This is a genomic window from Streptomyces sp. GS7, from assembly GCF_009834125.1.
Taxonomy (GTDB): Bacteria; Actinomycetota; Actinomycetes; order Streptomycetales; family Streptomycetaceae; genus Streptomyces.
The window spans coordinates 3,652,874-3,673,117 of the sequence record NZ_CP047146.1; the positions used below are offsets into that span (position 1 = coordinate 3,652,874).

Annotated in this window: 16 protein-coding genes and 1 pseudogene; 6 read left to right on the forward strand and 11 right to left on the reverse strand. The window is 70.4% G+C overall.

What is annotated here, in order from left to right; translation table 11 throughout:
* Positions 1–231 precede the first annotated feature (231 nt).
* Genes GR130_RS41570 through GR130_RS16005 form a run of 3 tightly spaced genes read right to left on the reverse strand, consistent with a single transcriptional unit; the run spans position 232 to position 1,439 of the window.
* Positions 232–654, reverse strand: coding sequence for a hypothetical protein (locus GR130_RS41570; protein WP_328707594.1), 423 nt, complete (start codon positions 652–654; stop codon positions 232–234).
* A gap of 23 nt (positions 655–677) precedes the next feature.
* Entirely contained in the window at positions 678–881 is a 204-nt protein-coding gene (locus tag GR130_RS16000) for a hypothetical protein (protein WP_159505364.1), read from the reverse strand.
* A 24-nt stretch (positions 882–905) separates the two neighbouring features.
* Positions 906–1,439 (reverse strand): hypothetical protein, encoded by a 534-nt coding sequence (locus GR130_RS16005; protein WP_159505365.1) that lies wholly within the window; start codon positions 1,437–1,439, stop codon positions 906–908.
* Positions 1,440–1,575: 136 nt separating this feature from the next.
* Here GR130_RS16005 and GR130_RS16010 point away from each other — a divergent pair, with 136 nt between their 5' ends.
* The 3 genes and pseudogenes from GR130_RS16010 to GR130_RS40495 all read left to right on the forward strand — a co-directional run.
* The gene (locus tag GR130_RS16010; protein ID WP_159505366.1) at positions 1,576–2,253 is read left to right on the forward strand and encodes a response regulator transcription factor; all 678 of its coding nucleotides are present in this window, start codon (positions 1,576–1,578) and stop codon (positions 2,251–2,253) included.
* The gene (locus GR130_RS16015; protein WP_236573049.1) at positions 2,246–3,733 is read left to right on the forward strand and encodes a HAMP domain-containing sensor histidine kinase; all 1,488 of its coding nucleotides are present in this window, start codon (positions 2,246–2,248) and stop codon (positions 3,731–3,733) included. The genes GR130_RS16010 and GR130_RS16015 overlap by 8 nt, the downstream gene beginning before the upstream one ends.
* A gap of 288 nt (positions 3,734–4,021) precedes the next feature.
* Positions 4,022–4,222, forward strand: a pseudogene (locus GR130_RS40495) (hypothetical protein); the annotation flags it as partial.
* Here the strand turns inward: GR130_RS40495 and GR130_RS16020 are convergent.
* The 3 genes from GR130_RS16020 to GR130_RS16030 form a co-directional block, all read right to left on the reverse strand.
* Complete coding sequence (locus tag GR130_RS16020; protein ID WP_159505367.1) at positions 4,178–5,440, reverse strand: pyroglutamyl-peptidase I family protein; 1,263 nt, start codon at positions 5,438–5,440, stop codon at positions 4,178–4,180. The pseudogene GR130_RS40495 and the gene GR130_RS16020 sit on opposite strands and share 45 nt — an antisense overlap.
* A 608-nt stretch (positions 5,441–6,048) precedes the next feature.
* Positions 6,049–7,734, reverse strand: a complete 1,686-nt coding sequence (gene abc-f, locus GR130_RS16025; RefSeq protein ID WP_159505368.1) for a ribosomal protection-like ABC-F family protein — start codon at positions 7,732–7,734, stop codon at positions 6,049–6,051.
* A gap of 528 nt (positions 7,735–8,262) precedes the next feature.
* Positions 8,263–9,957 carry a mycolysin gene (locus tag GR130_RS16030; protein WP_236573050.1) on the reverse strand — a complete coding sequence of 565 codons (1,695 nt, stop codon included), beginning with the start codon at positions 9,955–9,957 and terminating at the stop codon, positions 8,263–8,265.
* Positions 9,958–10,521: 564 nt separating this feature from the next.
* Here GR130_RS16030 and GR130_RS16035 point away from each other — a divergent pair.
* Entirely contained in the window at positions 10,522–10,848 is a 327-nt protein-coding gene (locus GR130_RS16035; RefSeq protein WP_159505370.1) for a histone-like nucleoid-structuring protein Lsr2, read from the forward strand.
* A gap of 97 nt (positions 10,849–10,945) precedes the next feature.
* On the opposite strand, the gene GR130_RS16040 is transcribed toward GR130_RS16035, so the two are convergent.
* Both GR130_RS16040 and GR130_RS16045 read right to left on the reverse strand, forming a co-directional pair.
* Positions 10,946–12,055, reverse strand: a complete 1,110-nt coding sequence (locus GR130_RS16040) for an MFS transporter (RefSeq protein ID WP_159505371.1) — start codon at positions 12,053–12,055, stop codon at positions 10,946–10,948.
* A gap of 274 nt (positions 12,056–12,329) precedes the next feature.
* Positions 12,330–13,184 (reverse strand): LysR family transcriptional regulator, encoded by an 855-nt coding sequence (locus GR130_RS16045; RefSeq protein ID WP_159505372.1) that lies wholly within the window; start codon positions 13,182–13,184, stop codon positions 12,330–12,332.
* A gap of 389 nt (positions 13,185–13,573) precedes the next feature.
* Here GR130_RS16045 and GR130_RS16050 point away from each other — a divergent pair, with 389 nt between their 5' ends.
* Positions 13,574–13,876 (forward strand): DUF1330 domain-containing protein, encoded by a 303-nt coding sequence (locus GR130_RS16050; protein WP_159505373.1) that lies wholly within the window; start codon positions 13,574–13,576, stop codon positions 13,874–13,876.
* A gap of 312 nt (positions 13,877–14,188) precedes the next feature.
* Here the strand turns inward: GR130_RS16050 and lanM are convergent, their stop codons facing one another.
* The 3 genes from lanM to GR130_RS16060 all read right to left on the reverse strand — a co-directional run bounded on the left by lanM (position 14,189) and on the right by GR130_RS16060 (position 18,659).
* A complete protein-coding gene (gene lanM / locus GR130_RS16055; protein ID WP_159505374.1) occupies positions 14,189–16,930 on the reverse strand; it encodes a type 2 lanthipeptide synthetase LanM in 2,742 nt (913 codons plus the stop codon).
* Positions 16,931–17,181: 251 nt separating this feature from the next.
* A complete protein-coding gene (locus tag GR130_RS41340; protein ID WP_268254004.1) occupies positions 17,182–17,310 on the reverse strand; it encodes a hypothetical protein in 129 nt (42 codons plus the stop codon).
* A 383-nt stretch (positions 17,311–17,693) separates the two neighbouring features.
* Entirely contained in the window at positions 17,694–18,659 is a 966-nt protein-coding gene (locus GR130_RS16060; protein ID WP_159505375.1) for an Lrp/AsnC family transcriptional regulator, read from the reverse strand.
* Positions 18,660–18,774: 115 nt separating this feature from the next.
* Between GR130_RS16060 and GR130_RS16065 the strand changes: the two genes are divergently transcribed.
* On the forward strand, positions 18,775–20,211 hold the full coding sequence (locus GR130_RS16065; protein WP_159505376.1) for an FAD-dependent monooxygenase: 1,437 nt from the start codon (positions 18,775–18,777) through the stop codon (positions 20,209–20,211).
* Positions 20,212–20,244: the final 33 nt, after the last annotated feature.

The following is a 20,244-nucleotide window of genomic DNA, read 5'->3' on the forward strand; positions in this document are numbered from 1 at the left end:
GTGGGACGTTCCCGCTCTGCGGCGTACTCCTGGGGGACGTCTCATCGAAGTGATCTCACTGTAGGGCGAGCCGGTTTGGCGGGACAAGCCATTTGGGACAGCCCCTGACTTCCCACAGTCACGGGCAGGGCTTGGCCCGCCGTCCGAGTAGCCGACGCTGATCCTGGATGGGCTACGCATACCGGCCGGTCTACGCCGAACGCGACGCACGAGGCATCACCGCCCCTGGCCTCATCCGCCGGGCGCGCACCCTCGTGACGGACGCGTAGCTCGCCGTCTGCGGGACCTTGACGCGCTTGCTGTCGGACGAGGACCGACCGCCTCACGCCCCTGGCGACGGCCGCACAACGCAGATGCAGTGTCTGGCCGTTCGCGAATCCTGAGCTGTCTGAGAGGGCGCGGTGACGACGAAGGACGAATCGTAGGGGAACAGGTATGAAGGTGCGGCCGGCAACGACAAAGTTCCCTTCCTCGTATGAGGAAGGGAACTTGCGCGGAGCGTCCGGCAGGCCGTGCACCTGCATCCCCCACCGGTTGGAGCGTCCCCTCCGCCCGGCGCCAGAGGATGAGCACCAGGGCGAGGGGCACGGCGAACGCCATCGCGGAGGCGGCGTGGGCCACGCCGAGGGCGACGTGCGCGACGTCGGCGGCCATGGTGCCGAACACGCTCACCGTGATCACCGTTGTCCGGTACAGGGCCGGGACGTAGTGGCGGGTCCGGCCTGCGCGAGCAGCGTGGTGGCCGGCAGCAGGGCGGCCGGGCCAACCGCCGGGATGGGCCCGAGCGTCCGGGCGGGGCAGTCGGAGGTGGTCTCGCCCATGCCGGTGGTGAGGATCTTGACGACCCAGAACACCGCTGTCACCTGCGGGACCTTGCTCATGACCGGCCGCGCCCGGTCGGTGGGTCAGCCGCCCAGGACGGTGTTGCCGGTGATCGTGTCGCCGGCCCCGTCGATGGTCACCGCGTGCCGCACGCCGTCGGCGCCCAGGACCACGACCCGCCAGGCCCGGCCACCTCCCTGCTCGGCGACCGGGCTCAGCGACTCCACCTTGCCGCCGGGCACCGCCGACGAGGCCTTGGCCACCGCGTCGGCCGCGTTGGTCGACGGCAACGGTGCCGGCGCCGCGTGATCGGCCCGCCCGCTCTCCTGGCGGTCCTCACGGCCGCCCCGGCCGCCCCGGCCGTCGTGCCATCCTCGATCACCCGCAGCCGTCCTACGGTCGTGGCCGTGGCCCTCCTCGCCCCCGTGGTGGTGGGCCACCGCCGCTGCCGCGCCACCGCCGATCACCAGCACGGCCGCCCCGGCCGCGACCCAGCGCGCCGACCGGCCGCGCACCCACCGGCCGGCACGGCCCGCAGCCGTACGCGTCCTGCCCGCGCCCGCGGCCTTCGGCTCTTCCTGCGGCAACGTTTCACCCGTTCCCATGGGCTCGCTCATGGCACACCCCGATCCTCGGCAGGCCCGGGCCGTCCCCGGGCAACACCGCCAGGATGTCCGTGCGTTGCTGAAGATCGGCTGAAGACCTGCAGACTCCTTCAGCTACCTGGTGGGGCGACCTGCGACCCTGGTGGGCATGCGAGTACTGGTGGTGGAGGACGAACGCCGGCTGGCCCTGGCCCTGCGGCACGGGCTGACGGCCCAGGGATTCAGAGTCGACGTCGCCCACGACGGCCCCTCCGGCCTGGCCCAGGCCATGGACCACGCCTACGACGTGGTCGTGCTCGACGTCATGCTGCCCGGTCTCAACGGCTACCGGGTGTGCTCACGCCTGCGGGCCTGCGGCAGCGATGTCGGCATCCTGATGCTCACCGCCAAGGACGGCGAATGGGACGAAGCCGAGGCGCTCGACACCGGCGCCGACGACTACCTGTCCAAACCGTTCTCCTTCGTCGTACTCGTCGCCCGCCTCAAGGCGCTGGCCCGCCGGATCGGCAGCCGCGCGCCCCGGCGCACCGTCCTGGGCGACCTCGTGGTCGACTCCGCCGCCCGCACCTGTACGCGTGCCGGCACCACGATCCCCCTCACCCCCCGCGAATTCGCCATCCTCGACCACCTCGCCCGCCGGGCCGGCGAGGCCGTCTCCAAGCGGGAGATCCTCGACGCCATCTGGGACAACGCCCTCGACAGCGACCCCAACACCGTAGAGGTCCACGTCAGCGCCCTACGGCGCAAGATCGACACCCCCTTCGGGCGAGCCGCGGTCCAGACCGTCCGCGGTGCCGGCTACCGGCTGGCGGCCGACGGTGGCTGACCAGACCCCCACCGGTGCACCCGCCGGCGCCGCACACCGCCGACTGCGCGCGACCGCGCACCGCCACCTGGCCCGCCACCCCCGCGCCGCAGCCCTCGTCGACCGCCTGACACCACGCTCGGTCCGCGCCCGCACCACCCTTGCCGCCTGCGCCAGCGTCGCCGTCGTCCTCTCCATCGCCTCGACCGCCGTCGTCCTCCTGCTGCGCGTCAATCTGGAACGCACCGTCGAGGCCGATGCCCGCGAGCAGGCCCAGGCGGTCGCCCGCCTCGCCACCGACGGTCACCTCACCAGCCCGCTTCCCCTCGACCACGGCACCGACTTCATCCAGGTCGTCGACGCGAACGGCACGGTGGTCAGTGCCAGCCAGAACCTCACCGGCCACCCCCCACTCGCCCCCGCCGGCCACCCCAACGGCCACAGAACCTTCAACCTCGACGCCCCGGGCCACGCACACCACAAGCGCGTCACCAGCGTCGCCACCACCACCCCCACCGGCCCCGTCACCATCTACGTCGGCGCGTCCCTGCGCACCGCCGACGCCGCCGAAGACCTCACCACCGCCGCCCTCGCCGTACTGAGCACGCTCCTGCTGTTCACCGTCGGCGCCCTCACCTGGCGCGCGACCGGCCGTGCCCTGCGGCCGGTCGAGGCCATCCGCGCCGAGGTCGCCGCCATCGGAGACCGTGACCTGAACCGCCGCGTTCCCGAGCCCCGCAGCGACGACGAGATCGCCCGTCTCGCCGACACCATGAACGCCATGCTCCAGCGCCTCGAAGCCGCAGGCACACGGCAGCGCCGCTTCATCGCGGACGCCTCCCACGAACTGCGCAGCCCCCTGACCGTCCTGCGCACCCAGCTCGAAGTCGCCCTCACCCACTCCGACCCCGATGTGCACACGGACCTGGTGGCCGGCGCCCTGGAGGACACCGAACGCCTGCAAGCACTCGCCACCGACCTCCTGCTGCTCGCCCGCCTGGACACCACCGACCACGACTGGCCCTACGAACCCGTCGACCTCGCCGACCTGGTACACACCACAGTCGCGGCGCGCGGCGTCGAACCCCACCCGGTCGCCGTCCACGCCCCGGCGGCGATCACCGTCCCCGGCAACCCCCTGTGGCTGCGACGGCTGCTGACAAACCTGCTCGACAACGCCCAGCGCCACGCCCGCAGTTACATCACCGTCCGCCTCACCACCGACCGGGCCTCCGGAGACGCCGTCCTGGAGGTGACCAACGACGGCCCGCCGATCGAGCCCGCCGACCGCGAGAAGATCTTCGAACGGTTCGCCCGCCTCGACGACGCCCGCAGCCGCGACGACGGCGGCACCGGCCTCGGCCTCCCGATCGCCCGCGACATCGCGGCCATCCACAAAGGCACCCTCACCGTCCTCGACACCCCGGGAGCGACCACGTTCCGTACCCGACTGCCCATCCCGCCCGAACCGCCCCAAGACGCACAGGCCGGTCGTCGGTGACGCCGGCACATCCCCACAGCCCCAGTGCGGACGCAAGCCGCAGCCGTCACCTGCAAACCGGCATCCCGCCGACGACCAGCTCGTCGACCCTGGCCCGCCACTGCTCGTGAGCCATCCTTCTCCGCGGCAAACGCGTAGTTCAAGGCCAAGCGGGCGTTACCGCACCAGCGCAACAGCTTCCTCTTCCGCCGCCGTGGCCAGCCGGCCCGCGCGGCTCCGGTCAGCAGCGCCGCCACAACAGCGCGAGCGAGTGCCAGGCGCTCTCGGCGCGTAAGGCGGGTCCGGGGTATGCAGGGGGATGGCGAAGGGAACCCCCGGCAGCGGGCCCTGGACCTGTTCGACGCCTTCGGCACCAAGGAGAAGACGCTGCACGCCAATCTGGGCGGAAACGTCTGGACGAGGACCGGGGTCAGGACGGCCACGGGAACGCGGGCGGGGGCGACGTCACTTCAGCGCCGTATTCGCCGCCACCGTCAGGATCGACCGTAGCTGCGCAATGATGTCCAGCCGGTTCCGCACGAACTGAGGATCCGTGATCTTTCCGGTCGCCGGATCGGTGTTGCCCGCGCCGAACCGGAGCACCGGTGTGTGCACGTGCCCGCCTGGCAGCGTGTCGTGGAGGCCCAGCCGGTCGCGCAGCAGGGTCGCGCGGTAGGCGATCTCATTGGAGAGGTAGTTGCCGCCGCCGCCCTCACGGGCCGTTGAGCCCGGGGTGGGGCCGTCGGGGCGGACGACGGGTTCGGTGCTCCCTGCCGGGATCTCGGTGACCTCGGTGTGGTCGTAGCCCGGGAACCGGCCGGTGTGCGCGGTCACGATCGCTTTGGAGGGGAGGGTGGTCGTCGTCCACTGCGGCTGTGTGGCCGGGGCGGCGACCGGGACCGTCCCAGTGCTGCTGGTGTTGTCGTTGTCGGGGTAGCCGCCGCGCCAGGCCCCGTTCGTCCGCTCGACGTCGAAGCGGCCCACCCGGCCCTGGCTCACCGTCGTGTACAGGTCGACCTTCGGCAGGTACGGCGCCAGCGTCCGCTCCACCGTCCCCGCCGCGAAGTCCTGCCAGCGCACCGGGAACGTGACGGCCTCGATGCGGGCCGGACCGGAGTCGGTCTGGATCACCGTCCCGTCGAGAGCGAGCGCGACGGCCCCGGACGGGTTGGAGATCCTGATGTCCTGGTCCAGTGTGAACGGGTCGAAGCCGGTGACGAGAATGCGCTTGACGCCCGTGGCGCGCGACGGGTAGCGGATGTCGGTCTGGCCGCGCGAGGTCCGCTCCAACTGGTCGAGCAGGGCCGAACGTTGCGCGTCACTGAGCCCGAAACGCGGCTCCCACGTGCGCACGTCCCGCGTCATCCCGAGCCGCGCCCAGTACAGCGGCCGGTCGTCGTCCCGGCTGAGGTCGCCGCCCGCGGGGCCCCGTCCGTGCGCCCGGTCGACGGCGCGCCGCCACAGCGCCGTACCGTCCCGAACGACGATGCCGCGGGCCTGCTCAAAGGAGTGCGTCCGGGTCAGGTCGCGGACGAAGTCCGGGGCCACGGAGTCGAAACCGGAGCGTCGCAGTATCTCCTGCGGTGCCGCCTTGTCGAGGCGCTGCTCCTCGACGGTCGGGGCCGGGGCGCCCTGAGCGGCCCGAGCCGCCGCCGTGGTCGCGGGTGCCACCAGCCCCGCCAGCAGGGCCATACCGAGGATGCCGATCCGAACACGTAGGGAATTCAAGGGGCTTGGGGTCCTTCCGTCGCTGTGGGGGCGCGCGTACTGCCGGACCGCTGCAGTATCGCGTGACGGAAGTGGTCTACGCCATGGGTGTGGCTCAGGGGCCTCGAACTCATACGGCAACCAGCAGAGATGGCCCGCCTTCACCATCACCATCACCATCACCGGCACCTCGACGGTGAGTTCCGCCCTTGAACGTCGGCGCTCCAGCGGCGAGGCGGCTCGTGCCGAGGCCGCGGTCGCGCGGCACGAGGACGACGTCCCGGCCGTGCCGGTGGCCGTGGCTCCGGTCGTGCTGCCCGCGCCCCGCCCGGCCGCGCGGAGTGACGGCCGAGGTGGTCAACGCCCACGGGCAGGTCATCGGGCAGGCCCACGCCGAACCCGGACGGCCCCCAGGAGCGGACAGGGCCGCCGAGGCGCTGACCGCGGTCGCCGCCCGGCTCCGGTCACAGTGCGCGGGCGGACTCCGGAGCGCGGTGGTCAGCGCCGCCGACCCCGTGGACCGCACCACCGGTCGGCTCGTCCAACCGCGTCGACCGCCATCGATGCCGCGGCCCTGCGGTCGGCGACCGCAGGCGACGACGAGCCGGCGCACCGGAGACGGGCGGGAGTCAGCACCTGCGGCCCCGGTGCAATTCCAGCCGCTGGCCCGGGAAGCGTTCGCGGAAGCCGCGGTCGTGTGAGACGGCGACCACCGCTCCCGGGTATGCCGCGAGCGCCGCCTCCAGGTCCTCGACCAGGTCGAGCGCGAGGTGGTTCGTCGGCTCGTCGAGGACGAGGAGGTCCGCGGGCCGGGTCACCAGGCGCGCGATCTGCAGCCGCCGCTGCTGCCCTGCGGACAGGTCCGCGACCGGGATGTGCAGGTCCTCCTGGCGGAACAGGCCCAGCGCCAGCAGTTGTTCGGCGTGCTCCTCCGGCAGTCCGGGACGCCTGGCCGCGAAGGCGGCGAGCAGCGGGAGCCGTGTGGAGCGCGCGGGCAGCTCCTGCGCCAGGTACCCGATCCGGGCGGGGCGGCGTACCGCGCCGGCGTCCGGTTCCAGTTCGCCGGCCAGGAGGCGCAGCAGAGTGGTCTTGCCCGCCCCGTTCCCGCCGGTGACCAGCAGCCGCTGCCCGGGCGCGATCGCCAGCAGCCCGTCCAGGCGCAGCCGTTCGCCGACCGCCACGCCGTCGAGCTCGGCAAGGGGGCATCCGTGGCCCGAGCGAAGCCCGGAGCTTGGGGAAGGGCGGTCGGCAGGAGGCTCGCCGCCCGCCGCGGGCAGCGCGGCGGTGAACCGCAGCGGTTGTGGCGGCGCCGCCACCGGATTGCGCTGCAGATGGGCCAGTCGCTCCCGGGCTGCCCGCACCTGCCCGCCGAGCTTGGCCTCGTGAGAGCGGCGGTGCTTGCCGAAGCCCTGCCGCGGGTCCTTGCCGGTGCCGGCCAGCCGCTTCCCGGCGGCTTCGAGCAGCTCCTCGGTACGGGCCATCTCCTGAAGCCAGTCCGCGTATCCCTGTTCCGCGCGGCGTCGGGCGGTGGCCTTCGCGGCGCGGTAGCCGGCCCAGCCGTCGCCGTAACGGCGCACCGTGCGCGCCTCCCGGTCGACCTCGAGGATGGTGGTGGCGATGCGCTGAAGGAAGCCGCGGTCGTGGGTGACGGCGACGACGGTGCCGCGGTGCGCGCGCAGATGCTCCTCAAGCCAGCGCACGGCCGCGTCGTCGAGGTGGTTCGTCGGCTCGTCCAGGAGCAGCAGCTCGGGGGCGGCGGCCAGCACGCAGGCGAGCGCCAGCCGCGACTGCTCACCGCCGGAGAGCGAGCCGAGCACGCGGTCGCGGGTGATCCCGGCGAGCCCGAGCCCGTGCATCGCGGCCTCGACGCGGGCGTCCGCCTCGTATCCGCCGCGTTCTTCGTACGCGATCAGCAGCTCACCGTACGCGGCGAGTTCGTCCTTCGACGCCTCGCCGAGGCGCTGTTCCGCCGTGCGCAGCCGGCGCTCCATGGCGCGCAGTTCGGCCAGGGCGAGGTCGACGGTGTCCTGCACGGTGCGGTGAGGGGCGAGGTCGAGGGTCTGGGCGAGGTGGCCGGTGCCGCCGGGGATGCTGACGGTGATCTCCCCGACGTCCGGCAGCTCGGCCGCGGCGAGCAGCCGCAGCAGGGTGGACTTGCCGGAGCCGTTCTCGCCGATGACGGCGGCCTTCTCGCCCGGGCGGACGGTGAAGGAGACCTGGTCGAGGACGGTCCGGGTGTCGTAGGACTTGGTGACGTCCTTGACGGACAGCTGCGCAACGGCAGCGGGCACGGCGGTATGGGCGCGTTCGCGCATGGACTTTCCCTGGGAATGCGAAGGGTCAACGGGCGGCAGAAACGGCGGCGTCGGCCGTGCCCGGACTCAGAGAAAGTAGAAGAAAGCCATGCCCCCACCATAGCAAGACGATGCGTCTCGTCGCTTCTCGTGTATGTCGCGAAGCCCGTGATCCGCACCACCCGCCCGAGCCTGCCGCCCCTAGAGGCGACCAATGGGGCCACCGACCTGCACGACGAACCCGTGGCCCATCCCGGCACGTCCGAGGCTGGCGCCTCGTGGACCCGAGCCTGCACCGCGCAGGCCGCGATGCCCTGCTGGGTGCGCAGGTGCTCGATACCGTCGAGCAGGTCCCGCTTGTACGGGGCGTGCAGGAGGGCGACGGCTTGGTGGTGGGCCGTAGAGGTTCTCGGCCCACACGGCGGCGGGCGGCGTCCGCCCGGGTCGCGTCTAGGAACCGGGGCCTGGTGCACTTCATGGCTGTGGACTGGCTGTGTATGCGCATGGCCCGGGGCGTCGACCGGCCCGGGCCATGCAGGTGCTGGTTGATCAGTACTGGATGGTGTGGTTGTAGAGGATGTTTCGGGCCTTGGCGCCGGTGTCCAGGCCGTAGTCGGGCCGGTCGGTGACGAAGTACTCGCGGAAACTGGACTGCTGGGTCTTGGTCATCATGGTGTTGCTCTTGGACCAGCCGCCGTCGACCTGGGACCACAGGTCGACCAGCGCGGTGGCGACGCGGGCCTCGCAGGCGTCGCCAGGGTCGATGCCGGTCGTGGAGCGGTCGTTGGCGAGATTCTGGGAGCTGCCGTTGCCCCAGTAGTAGGTGGTGTCGTTGAACGTGTGGAACGCCACCGCGTTGGCGAAGCCCTCGGTCCAGCCGCAACTGGTGGAGGAGGTGCGGCTGACGTAGTGGGGCGAGCAGTTGGTCACGTTCGGCCACCAGCCCTTGTAGAGCTTGCCCATGAGGGCGTGGCCCGATTCGTGGACGACGGTGTGCTCGGAGTCGGGGTCGTTGTCCGCGAGGTGGATCTTGTCCTCGTTGGTCGACCAGTAGGTGCCGTCGGTGGAGCCGGGGTACCACTGGACGGTGATCGGGGTGCAGTGGCCGTCCTGCTGACTGCTGGCCCAGCAGTTGGTGGTGGAACCGCGGTTCCACCACAGCTTGTTGAGGGTGTCGAGGGCGTGCCAGGCGCGGCTCTGCCCTTCGTTGGCGTACACGTTGCCCAGGCGGGTGCTGCCCGAGACGTTGTCCTGCGAGTAGGTGGCAGTGGTGTAGAGGCGGCCGTTGCCGTCGACCACGGACCACGACTGGCCTGCCTGGGTCCGGAACTCCACCCAGACCTTGGAGGTGACGGAGGTGGTGGGGGTGTAGCAGAGGTTGAAGCTGCCGTCTTTGTTGCCGGTCATTCCCGTGGCGAGCTTCTGCGTACCGCTGTTGGCGGTGGGCTGGCCCCACAGGGTGACGTTGGCGTTGTGGACCGGCTCGTCCCGGTTTGCCTTGCTGTTCCAACTACCGCCCTCGGCGGACTGGAAGCGGTTGCGGAAGGTGCCGCTGATACAGACCTGCGAGGAGTCCCCGGCCCGGCCGCCTGTGCGCGGGGCGGCCGGGGCGGAGGCGGCTGAGGCGCGGTCCGGGGCGGGTGCCTCGGGGGTGACCGGCCGTTCCTTGCGAGCGCCGGGCGTGGGGTGATGGACCGGGGCCGGGTGGGCCTTGGTGACCGATATGCCCTTGTCGGAGGAGCCGTTGGTCTTGCTGACGGTGAGTTCGACCGAGTCGTGTCCGGCGCGGCGCGGGTCGGGGTGGTCGACGTCGCTGATGTCCGCCTGGATCTGGGCGGGTCCGGCGGCGACCGCCTTGACCTTGAGACTGACGGTCCGGGTGCCGGGGGTGAGGGCAAGGATGCGGCTGGTGCGCTGGCCGAAGGTGTCCGTGGCGGGCGCGGTGAGGCCGGAGCCTTCGCCGTCGGATATCCGGAGTGCGGGCGGCAGTTGGAGGGACAGGCCGGCGCGCTTGACGTCGGTCTGGGCCTTGACGTTCACCGTGAGGGTGGCCTGCTCGCCGACGGCAGGGAGGTGGTCGAGGGAAGCGGTGACGCCGAGACAGCTCAGCGGTGCCTCGGAGTTCTTCTCCGCAGGGCGGATCGTGCAGGTGCCGGCCGGTGTGGGGGCGTGGGCCTGAGGGGAGTTGCCCGCGAACGCGGACGGCACTACGGCGGCTGCCAGGCAGACGCCTGCGCCTGCCATCGCGGTCAGAGCGGCAGATCTGGGAACCCGTTTCCGGGACCGTATTCGGGACATGGCATGCCTTCCTACGGGCGTGCACAGCCGACTTCGGTGCACGCCGACAAAGCGTGAGGGGGGTAAGGCACCGACTCAGGGGCACTACAGCCATCAATCGTTGGCCATAGCTGCACCTTAGGTAACGGTGGCCGGAACGATATACCTCACCGCTTGCACATGTCACTGCCGTGGGAGAAGAGAACGAGGCACAGGAAGAGAGGGGTTGGCGGATGCTCGGTTGTCACCGGACTCATCTGACGGCGGCGCGACGTACAGAGAACTACTGCGCGTCGATGCCGGCGAGCTGAGGCGATCTGCCGTTGCAGCACGGCCTGTTGGCGTCGCCAACAGCGAGGCGCCGCGGCTCTGCCTTTCGGCGGATCGCTGACCCAGTCCCTGAGAGGAAGACTTCAGCGGCATAGGGGCTGCCACAGAACCTCACTCATCATGGCCCGTGCCCTGACCTTCCCCTCTCGATATGCCGTCGCGGCAGGAAGTGGCTGCACTATGCGCTCTTACCATCGCGCCATGGCCCGGAAAGTCGTCACCCTCTACACGGATGACCGCACGGGTGAAGCAACCTCGAAGGTCACCACCCACACCTTCAGCCTCAACGGTGTGCAGTACCAGATTGATGTGGCTCCCGACGGCTACGACCTGCTGCTTGAGGCGATGGCCCCCTTCACCAAGGCAGGGCGAAAGACCGGCAGGACCCGCGAGTCCCTCAAGGCCACCGCCGCCGGCCCTGACGACGGCGCCGCCATCCGCGCATGGTCCAAGGGAGCGGGCTATGAGGTCAGCAACCACGGCAGGGTACCGGCCGAGGCGCGCGAAGCGTACGACAAGACCCACTGACCTCCTCCTACAGCGGGAAGCCCCTCACAGTTCGGTGAGGGGCTTCCGGGTTTGAACGGACGACATGCACACGCAGCGCATTGGGCGGATCCGGTACTTAGCAGGCCGAGTTACCGGTTTGCGGCGACCGCAGCGTGGCGAGGCCGGCAGACGCGAGTAGCAGTGAACCGCCGCCGATGACGAAGGACAGCGGGGGGTCCGCGTGGTACAGCGGCAGCAGGGCGATGGGGGCCATCGCCGCGCCGCCGAAGCGGAAGGCGGAGACCGCTGAGAGCGCGCCGCCCCGGTTGTCGGGCACCTCGCGGACGGTGAGGTTCTGCAGGCACACGTTGAGCATCGAGTAGGCGATGCCCGCGCCCGTCCAGCACAGCACCAGCGCCGGCAGGCTGTGCGTCGATCCGGTCAGCGCGACCAGCACCGCCCCCAGCGCGGCGGCGATCCCACCGCAGCGGCGCGCGCCGAAGCGGTCACCGAGCGAACCCCAACTCGCCCCCAGCAGCAACCCGGTCAAGCCGAAGCCCAGCAGCGCGACCCCGGTGAGGTCTGGGCGGATGCCGAGGTGCTCTTCGGCGTGCAGGGAGACCATGAACGGCAGCCCGGCCGCGCCGAAGTAGCTGACGAACGCGGCCACCGACAGCAGCCCCATGCGTGCGTTCACCAGGGGGCGCAGGCGCGGGGCCTGCGCACCCGGCCGGGCGCCGCCGGGTGGGGGTGCCAGCGCGAGGAGCCCGGCCGCGGCGGCGACACCGACGAACGCCCAGCGCCAGTTCGCCGCCGCGGCCACACCGCCGAGCAGTGGCGAGAGCGACTGGCCGGCGGCCTGGCAACTGGCCAGCAGTCCCACGGACCGGCTCAGTCGGTGCGCTGGAACCATGTCGGCCAGCCCGGACAGCAGCAGCGGCGAGACGAACGCGTTGGCGGTGCCCATCACCGCCCGTACCACCAGCAGCAGCGCGATGTTCGGTGCGATGGCGCCGAGCAGCGAGGCGATCAGGTAGACCAGGTAGGCAAGCAGCACGGTGCGTCGGCGGCCCCACCGCTCGCCCACGGTCCCGGACACCAGTTGCACCAGGGCGAACGGGACGAAGTAGGCGGTGACCGTCAGCGTGGTGGCGCTCGTCGAGGCGTTGAGCGAGTCGGCGATCTGCGGCAGCATCGGTGCCACCACGCCGCCGCCCAGCGGCCCGAGCGCAGCGCCGGCATACACCGCGAAAACGCGTAACCTCCGGCCCGGTCCGCTGCTCCCGGGCCGGGCCTGCGCACGCGCTGCGGACCGGGTTGGACCCGGCGGGTCGACCGGTGTGCCCAGCTCGGTGTTTCCCACGGCGCCACGCGGCGCGTGGTCGTCAGTCATCACGGTCTCTTTCCACGTAGAGCGGATTGGCCCGTGAGCGACGCTAGGTTCTCCGCGTCGTGTCTGGGTAATGCCTGTCATGGAACACCGATATCCGGCAGGCATAGTGCGACGTGAGCGGACCGCGTCAGCGGTGTACTGCGGCGATCGCCACATCGATGAAACGGCGCAGCAGGAGCTCCTGCATGTGCGGCAGGTAGGCGAGTTCGACCGGGACCGGAGGCGCGTTGACCAGCGGAACGAAGGTCACCCCGGGGTGGTTGATCCGGCGCACCCCCACTGTCGGGGCCACCCCGATGCCTCGGTTGGCGGCCACCGACTCGACCCACTCGTCGTAGTTGGTCGTCTCGATCACGTCTCGCGGCCCCTTGCCGGGAGCCCAGGACCAGTGGCCGGTCGCGCCGCTGACCACGTTCTCCACCAGCGGCCACCGGGGAACGTCTCCCCAGTGGACCTCGTCGAGTCGGCTCACCTCGGACTTGGCGGCGCAGGCGACCGCCGCCCGCGGTTCGTCGAACAGGTGCACCGTCTTGACCGGCGCGGACGAACGCACGCCACCGCGCACCAGCGCGACATCGATCACATGACGTTGCAGTGCCTGAATCGGATCGTCGGTGCGCATGAGGTTCACCGTGCTCCCCGAGGTTCGCTCGAACTCGCTGATGGTGCGCTGAGCCCACGGGTCAGGCATCAACCAGCTGAATCCCAGCCGGATGCTGACCTGTTCACTCAACGCGTTCATCGCCCGGTCCAGCTCGTTGAGCACCCGTTCCACCTGTGCGAGGAAGGAGTTGCCCACGTTGGTGAGTTCCACGTGCCGGGAGCTTCGGTTGAACAACCGCACCCGCAACGCGGTCTCCAACTGCTGAACGGTGCGGGTCAATGCCGGCTGGGTGATGGTCAGTTTCTCGGCGGCACGGGTGAATGACTGCTGTCGCGCCACCGCGACGAACGCGCGCAGATGACGCAGCTCGACATCCATGACTATGGAGCATAGCCCGAGCGCACAAGGCATTTCTCATGTTCGAACGGACTGGCTACGTTCGGGGTGCGGGCGGCTGGGGCAGATCAGTGAACGCAGCAACGCCCACCCGGTCGATGCCGTACAGCACACCAGGTTTCGGGCGAGGTGCGTGTGCGTCGGCGGTGAGTCTGGGGGTGGGCCGGTTCGTCTGCCCGCGAGTCTGGCGCCGATCCATGTCCGGTCCGGGCTTCGCGCGCGGGCGGCTGCCGACACGCACCACCGGCACGATGCAGAGGCGGCAACCGCGGGGTCGGGGGGCGGGGTCCGGCCCCCTTCCTGACCGCACCGAAAGGTGTCCGGCTCGGGTCGAAGTTCCCGGGGACCGAAGAGAACGAGGAGTAAGCAGCATGGCCAAGGGATGTAAAGGATATCTGGTCGGCACCTACCGATCGGTGCGCGACCCGGAAAAGCTCGCCGCGTACGGGGAGTTGGCCAAGCCCGCGCTGGAGGCGGCCGGCGGACGGATTATGGCCCGGGGCGGCCGGGTGACCGCGTTCGAGTCGGGCCTGCCCGAGCGCACGGTCCTGGTCGAGTTCCCCAGCTACGATGCCGCGGTCGCGGCCTACTTAAGCGAGGACTACCAGCAGGCCGTCGCGGTGCTGGACGATGGTGCCGACCGCGATGTACGGGTCGTGGAGGGGCTTGACTGAGCGCCCCGACACCCGTGTGGTCCCCGCCGGCAACGGCGGGGACCCTGCACGAGATCCATCCCCTGAATCGCCGAACGGTCAAGGCGACGCGTCGAGTTCCCATCCCCATCCCCATCCTCACTCCGCCCGTCCTGGTCGGCGTGTTGCTGCGAGTACATCGACCGCTTCGGCAGAGCGGCATGGCTGCCTGCTCCACAAGGCAGCAGGCCAGTTGCCCCGGATCGGCTCGTGCCGCCGTGTCCGCAAAGTCCCGTCTGCCGTTCGGCGCCCGGCACGCACTCCGGGCGAACGACGGGACTTCGCGGGCACGACCTAGCAGAGGAAGGCGGTCGGGGCCCCGTTGGGCAGCTCAGGGGTGTTGAGCATCAAGTCGCTGTCCGCGACACCCGCCCAACCGAGCATGTAGCCGACGAGCGAGGTGTGCCCCGGCGCTCCGACGTAGAAGCCGGTCTGCCGGGCCTGCGCCAGTACCCGGTGCTGGTAGGACCGTGCCAGGTCGATCAGCGTCGGGTCGTCCAGATGGCGGGAGGCGGCGAGCAGGCACTGGATCACCCCGGCGGTTCCGTGGCACACCGACAGGTCCACCGGCCGGTCGTCGGGCAACGCGACAGCGGCCTGCGCCAGGCGTTCCGCATGCGCACGCACGAGGTCGTCGAGCCCGGTGCGACGGCCGATCTCGCCGGCCGCGAGGAGGAGACCGGCGGCGCCGTTGCACCAGCCCGCGAGCGTCGGCCGACAGTCCGGCAGGTGGCGTTCCAGCCACTCGGCGGCCTCCCGCCGCCACTGCCCATGGGACATCAGTCGCCCGGCCCGGGCTTTGGCCCACATCACGCCGAGCTGTCCGTGCGCGACTTCCCAACCGGCGCCCTTGGGCCGGGGCCCGTGCGGATCGAAGGCCGTGCGCGCCAGAGCGTCCAGAGACGCGGCACGCACCGGGATACCGCTCTCCATGCGGGACAGCAGCAGCATCAGGGGGCCGGCCGGCCCGTTGGACAGATCGCCCTCGCGGTCCTCGCCCCGCTTGGCGATCTTTTCGAGCAGGGTGTCCAGCCAGGCGTCGTCGATCGCATCGGGCATCGACAGCAGTTGTGACGCGAATCCGGAGAACACTGATTCCGGGAGGGCGTCCAACTGCTCGCCGTACGTGTCGGTGAGTTCACGGAGGCCGACCTCGGCGGCATGCGCCGTGCTGTGGCGCCCGGCCGATGCCACCGCGCGTCGAATACCTCCCATGTCGTGGAAGGCCACGTGGTTGCCCGGATTGATGGTGGGCGTATGGCGGTCCGGGCCGATACTGCCGATCCATCCGGCACCGGCACCGGCGCCGTGCTCGGGCTCGTTGCCACTGGTGACCGCCAGATCGCCGATCACCTCGGCGATCCGCCCGCCCCAGGTGCCGGGACCGGCCGGTACGAGGGTGGGGCCGAAGACCGAATGCCGCCACAATCCGCCGGCATCGGGGGCGATGTGGCCGAGGCACTCCTCGATCAGGAACCGGTGGAACCTGTCGTGGCGCTCTCGTGCCATGGCAAGTCCCCGGCGGGCCGTGGCGAGGGGAGAGCGGTGGAACAACGGCCACGGCTCGCCACCGTACGCACAGACGTCGGTGTCGCCGGCGAGTGTGGTGAAGTACGGGATGTCACCGGCGTCCAGGGCCGCGTGCTCGGCGGCGGCCAGCGCATCGTTCTGTTCCGGCGTCAGCGTCTTGTGGAACCGCCGGAGCAGACCGAACAACCGGCGGGTTTCGTTCTCGTCGCGCAGATACGTCGGGTGGGTGGAGGCGTCCAGGTAGCGGGCGTAGACCTCCGTCGCCCGTATGAGGCACCGCACCGGCATGTCCGCGAAGCGGTCCAGTACCGCGTCGATCGCGCCGGACCGCACGCATTCCAGGGCATCCCGATAGCCGCTCATCACGTCGACGAAGTAGTCGCCGATGGCGAGCTGTTCGCCCTTCAGAGACGGGACGTTGTCGGAATGCCGGTGGGTGAACGTCCGCCATTCGACCCGAATGCCGTCGCTCTCGGGGTCCACGACCGTCGGGTTCTTCAGCGACGACCTCTGCTCACCGAGCACGCCGACACCGGCAAGCATCACGTCGATCACGGAGTGCGGGTTATTGACCGGCAGCAGCAGCGTGGACGCCGGCGAGAGCCTCGTCTGCTCCACCAGCGTGTCGGTGAGCGTGTCCTTCATGGCGGCGCCGAAGTGGGCGCGCAGCAGGGTCTCGGTATCGACCACGCAGGGGAACTCGCCGCAGGCGAGCAGGTTTTCGTCGTGCAGGTCGGTGGCGCCGAGAGCGCCGAACAAGCAGATCAGAGCCCCGAGACGGTAGAAATAGCGCCCCGCCTGCGCGTCGGAGGTCATGGGCTTACCGGCCAACATCGCCTGCCAGCCGTGTCCGCCCGGCGAGATCGACGCGGGAACGCAACCGGAGAGGCTGTGTTGCACATACGGCTCGGCGGCCTCGAACACGGCATGGGCGAACGCGTCCCCGGCCAGCGGCCTCGGCTTGTAGACCAGCTGCGCGCCCGAGGTGGTGGTGACGAAAACGACCCGCTGATTGCCGTTGTGCGGGTCGGAGTTCGACAGACTCACTTCCCGGATCGTCTCCTGCGCCCCGATTCCGGCGATGTCGGTCAATTGCGCACGGTCGTCGCGGAAAGCGGCGAGCATCCTCGCGTACGCCTTTCGCAGGTTTTCCGTGATCCTCGCCAGGCGGCGCCGCAACACCGGATACGCATCCAAGATCGCCTCGCAGGTGTCCGGATGACGCAGGGCGAGGCGGAACGCGTCGATGCCGATGCTGCTGTCGGGATCCAGGGGGAGGCCGCGCCCTGCACGGAAGTGGTGGAAGCGCTCTATCAACGTGCGGTAGCTATGGTCCTCCACGACATGCAACGCCACCTGCCACAACTTGGCGGTGACCTTCTCACGGTCCTCCTCGGCCACGGTCGCGGCGAGTTGCGGCGCCAGGTTCTCCGTGAACGTCTCCAGCGGAAGGACGTACTGATAGAAGGGAAGGAACGCCTGCACACCCAGAGTCGGATTGCTCATGCTCGCTCGCCAATCAGAGGAGAACCGGCGCCCGCCTTCGGAACACGGTGACGCGCCCGGTTGTCGACCAGTTTCCGGTGGGGACCGTGCCGGATTTCCGGGCGGAGAATCCGTGGAGAAGTCGCAATGCGGTACCCCATTGCGTGCAGATACGAGACAATGCGATCCGACCCGGCGGGGTGAGGGTCACGATCCGACCCTCACCCCGCCGGGCGGTCATGCCGCAGCTATCTGGGCAACGATGTCATTGCTCAGTCGCGGAAACAGAAGCTGAAGCTGCACCCGATCTGGCTGGCATTGGGGGCCGACTCCTGCTCCGGCTCCTGGCTCATCTCGATGAGCTGAGTCTCGTCGTACGTACCCAGAAGATCATCGCTCATGGCAGTTCATCTCCCTTTGTGTGGTAGGTGCTTACTCTGTGACCTTGACAGGGGGCGGTGAAATGTCGATGAAATCTCGATAGTGCGCCACATCTCGGGCTTCATCGGCGGCGTGCCCCATGAGAGCTGCGCACCGGCCGGCAGGATCGTCATGGCCCCGCGGCGCCGACGCCACGCTGTTGTGCCGGCACGACTCCACCGTCGGCCGCTCCCGGGCGGGGCGCGTCTTTGAGGGGCCGCTGGGGCCGATACGACCCCGACGGCCGGACCGAGGACCTGCCACCCGACCGCGAAACGCACGAGATGCGCCGACCCGGCACAAGCAGTGTCCGGTACCAGCAGTGTGCTGTGCGCGATCGAAACGGCAGGGGGCTGGTCGGCTGCTATGTCTGGTTCCCTGCCTGCTTGACGGTCCTGATCACCGGTGCCGTTTCGACGTGTGTGATGGCCGGGAGTGCGGCGACCCGCGTGGTCAGGTACCGGTACAGCTCCTGTTGGTTCGTGCACACCACGCTCGCGTACAGGTTGGTCGGGCCGGTCGTGGCGGCGGCGAACGCGATCTCCGGATGCCCGGCCAGTGCCTGACCGGCCTCCTCCAGGTGTGCGGGGGCGACCGAGAGCCAGAGCAGGGTTCGGGCGTTCACGCCGAACATGCGCCAGTCGACGTCGATGTCGAGATAGAGCAGGCCGTGTTCGCGCAGCTCCGTCATCCGGCGCCGGACCGTCGTCGGCGACCAGCCGGTCGCCGAGGCCAACTGCTCGAACCCGGCCCGGCCGTCGGTGGCGAGCAGGGCGAGGAGTCTGCGGTCACCGTCGTCGAGCCGCACCGGTCCTCGTCGATGCGGCACCGGAGGCGGGCGCAGTCGCTCGATCGCCTCCGCCTCCAACGACCCGAGTTTTCCGACCAGGTTGTCCGGGCCGCCGTAGAAGGCGTGCAGCACGGAGTGCGCGGTCACGCCCTCCACGCGTGGGGTGCGGGGGAGTTTGGCCAGCAACAGTGCCTCGCTGTCCGCCTCGCTCTCGGTACGGACCACGCAGGTGATCTCGGTGCCGCCGGAGCTGAGGCTCACCCAGGACGTGTCGGGGCGTCTGGCCAGCGCCTCGGCGACCGGGAGCGACGCGGCGGGCGCACATCGCACCCGCAGGAACCACAGGATGGCGCCCAGCGCGGTGGGGTCGACCCCGCCCAGGACCCGTACCGCCCCGGCCGACCGCAACCGGGCGTACCGGCGGGCGACGGTGCGATCCGACACGCCGAGAACCTCGGCAAGGGTGCTGAACGGGGCACGGCCGTCGATCTGCAGGGCGTGCACGAGTCGACGATCCAGCTCGTCGTAGTCGGATTCCACCGAGCCGAGGTTAGACAGCGTCAGATACCAACGCAACCGCCTCGGTTTCTGGCTCGGGCGGCTCGGACGACGGAGCGTTGCTTCTGTCCCGATCGACACAACCAGAGGAGAGCCCATGGACACCGACGTGCTCATCGTCGGCGCCGGCCCGACCGGAATGACGCTGGCCAACGAGCTGCTGATGGCGGGGGTGTCGACCGTGCTCGTCGACAGGCTGTCGCAGCGCAGCGACCTGTCCAAGGCAGGCGGCGTGCAGTCCCGCACACTGGAGGCGCTCGACCAACGAGGGCTGCTGGAGCCCTTGCTGGCCACCGGAGACCACCCCGTCACCACCGGCCACTTCGCCGGTATCCCACTCCCGCTCCACTCCAACCGGCACCGTCTGCCATGGCGGTCCGTGCCGCAGGTGGTGATCGAGGGATTCTTCGAGCGGCACCTCGCCGCGCACGGCCTCCACGCCCGGAGGGACCACGAACTGGTCGGCCTCGCCCAGGACGACAACGGGGTCACCGCGACCTTCGCCAACGGCGCCACCCTCCGCTCCCGTCACCTCGTCGCCGCCGACGGAGCCCACAGCACCGTACGGTCGCTGCTGGGGGCCGCCTTCCCCGGTCAGCCCGGTACGTTGACGATCACCGCAGCCGACGTGCGGCTGGGCGGCGTCGATCCGTCCACGTCGCACACCTGGAACGAGGACGGGCACTGGGCGGCAGTGTTCCCGCTCGGCACCGATCCACAGGGCAGGCAGCTGCGCCGACTGGTCCTCGGCGGGCCGGGCCGGTCACTGCCGAGGGAGGTCCCGGTCACCGAGGACGAAATCCGCCACGGCCTGAACACCGTGTTCGGAACGCGGGTGCACCTGCACGAACTGCGCTACGCCCGCCGTATCACCAACGCGTCACGGCAGGTCGAGCGGTACCGGCACGGGCGGGTGTTCCTGGCGGGCGATGCCGCCCATGTGCACCTTCCGCTCGGTGCGCAGGGCATGAACACCGGGATGCAGGACGCACTCAACCTCGGTTGGAAGCTCGGCGCCGCCGTGCACGGCTGGGCACCAGAGAACCTGCTCGACACGTATCACGCGGAACGGCACCCGGCCGGGGCCGCCGTATTGCGCAACGTCCGGGCACAGAGCCTGCTGATGGACTGGGCCGGCACGCGCGATCCGGACGTGCTGGCCGCCCGGGAGGTCTTCACGGCCATGGCCCAACTGCCGGACGTCCAGCACCATCTCGCCGACCTGATGTCCGGGATGGCCATCCGCTACCCGATGCCGGGCACCGAAACCCATCCGCTCGTCGGCCGGCCCGCACCGGACCTGGGCCTCGGCCCGGCCCGGGTGCACGAACTGCTGCGGTCCGGGCGCGGCGTCCTGCTGGACCCGGCCGACACGTTCGCCGGGGTCGCCGGCCCCTGGTCGGACCGGGTGGACCGGGCGGGTCAGGGCGCCGACACCGAGCCGATGCTCATACGGCCGGACGGCTACGTGTGCTGGGCAGGCGCGGATGACCTGGAACCGGCGCTCGCCCGCTGGTTCGGCGAGCCCCGCTGAGCCGACGTCCAGGAAGCCGGCCTCTGTTGGGAG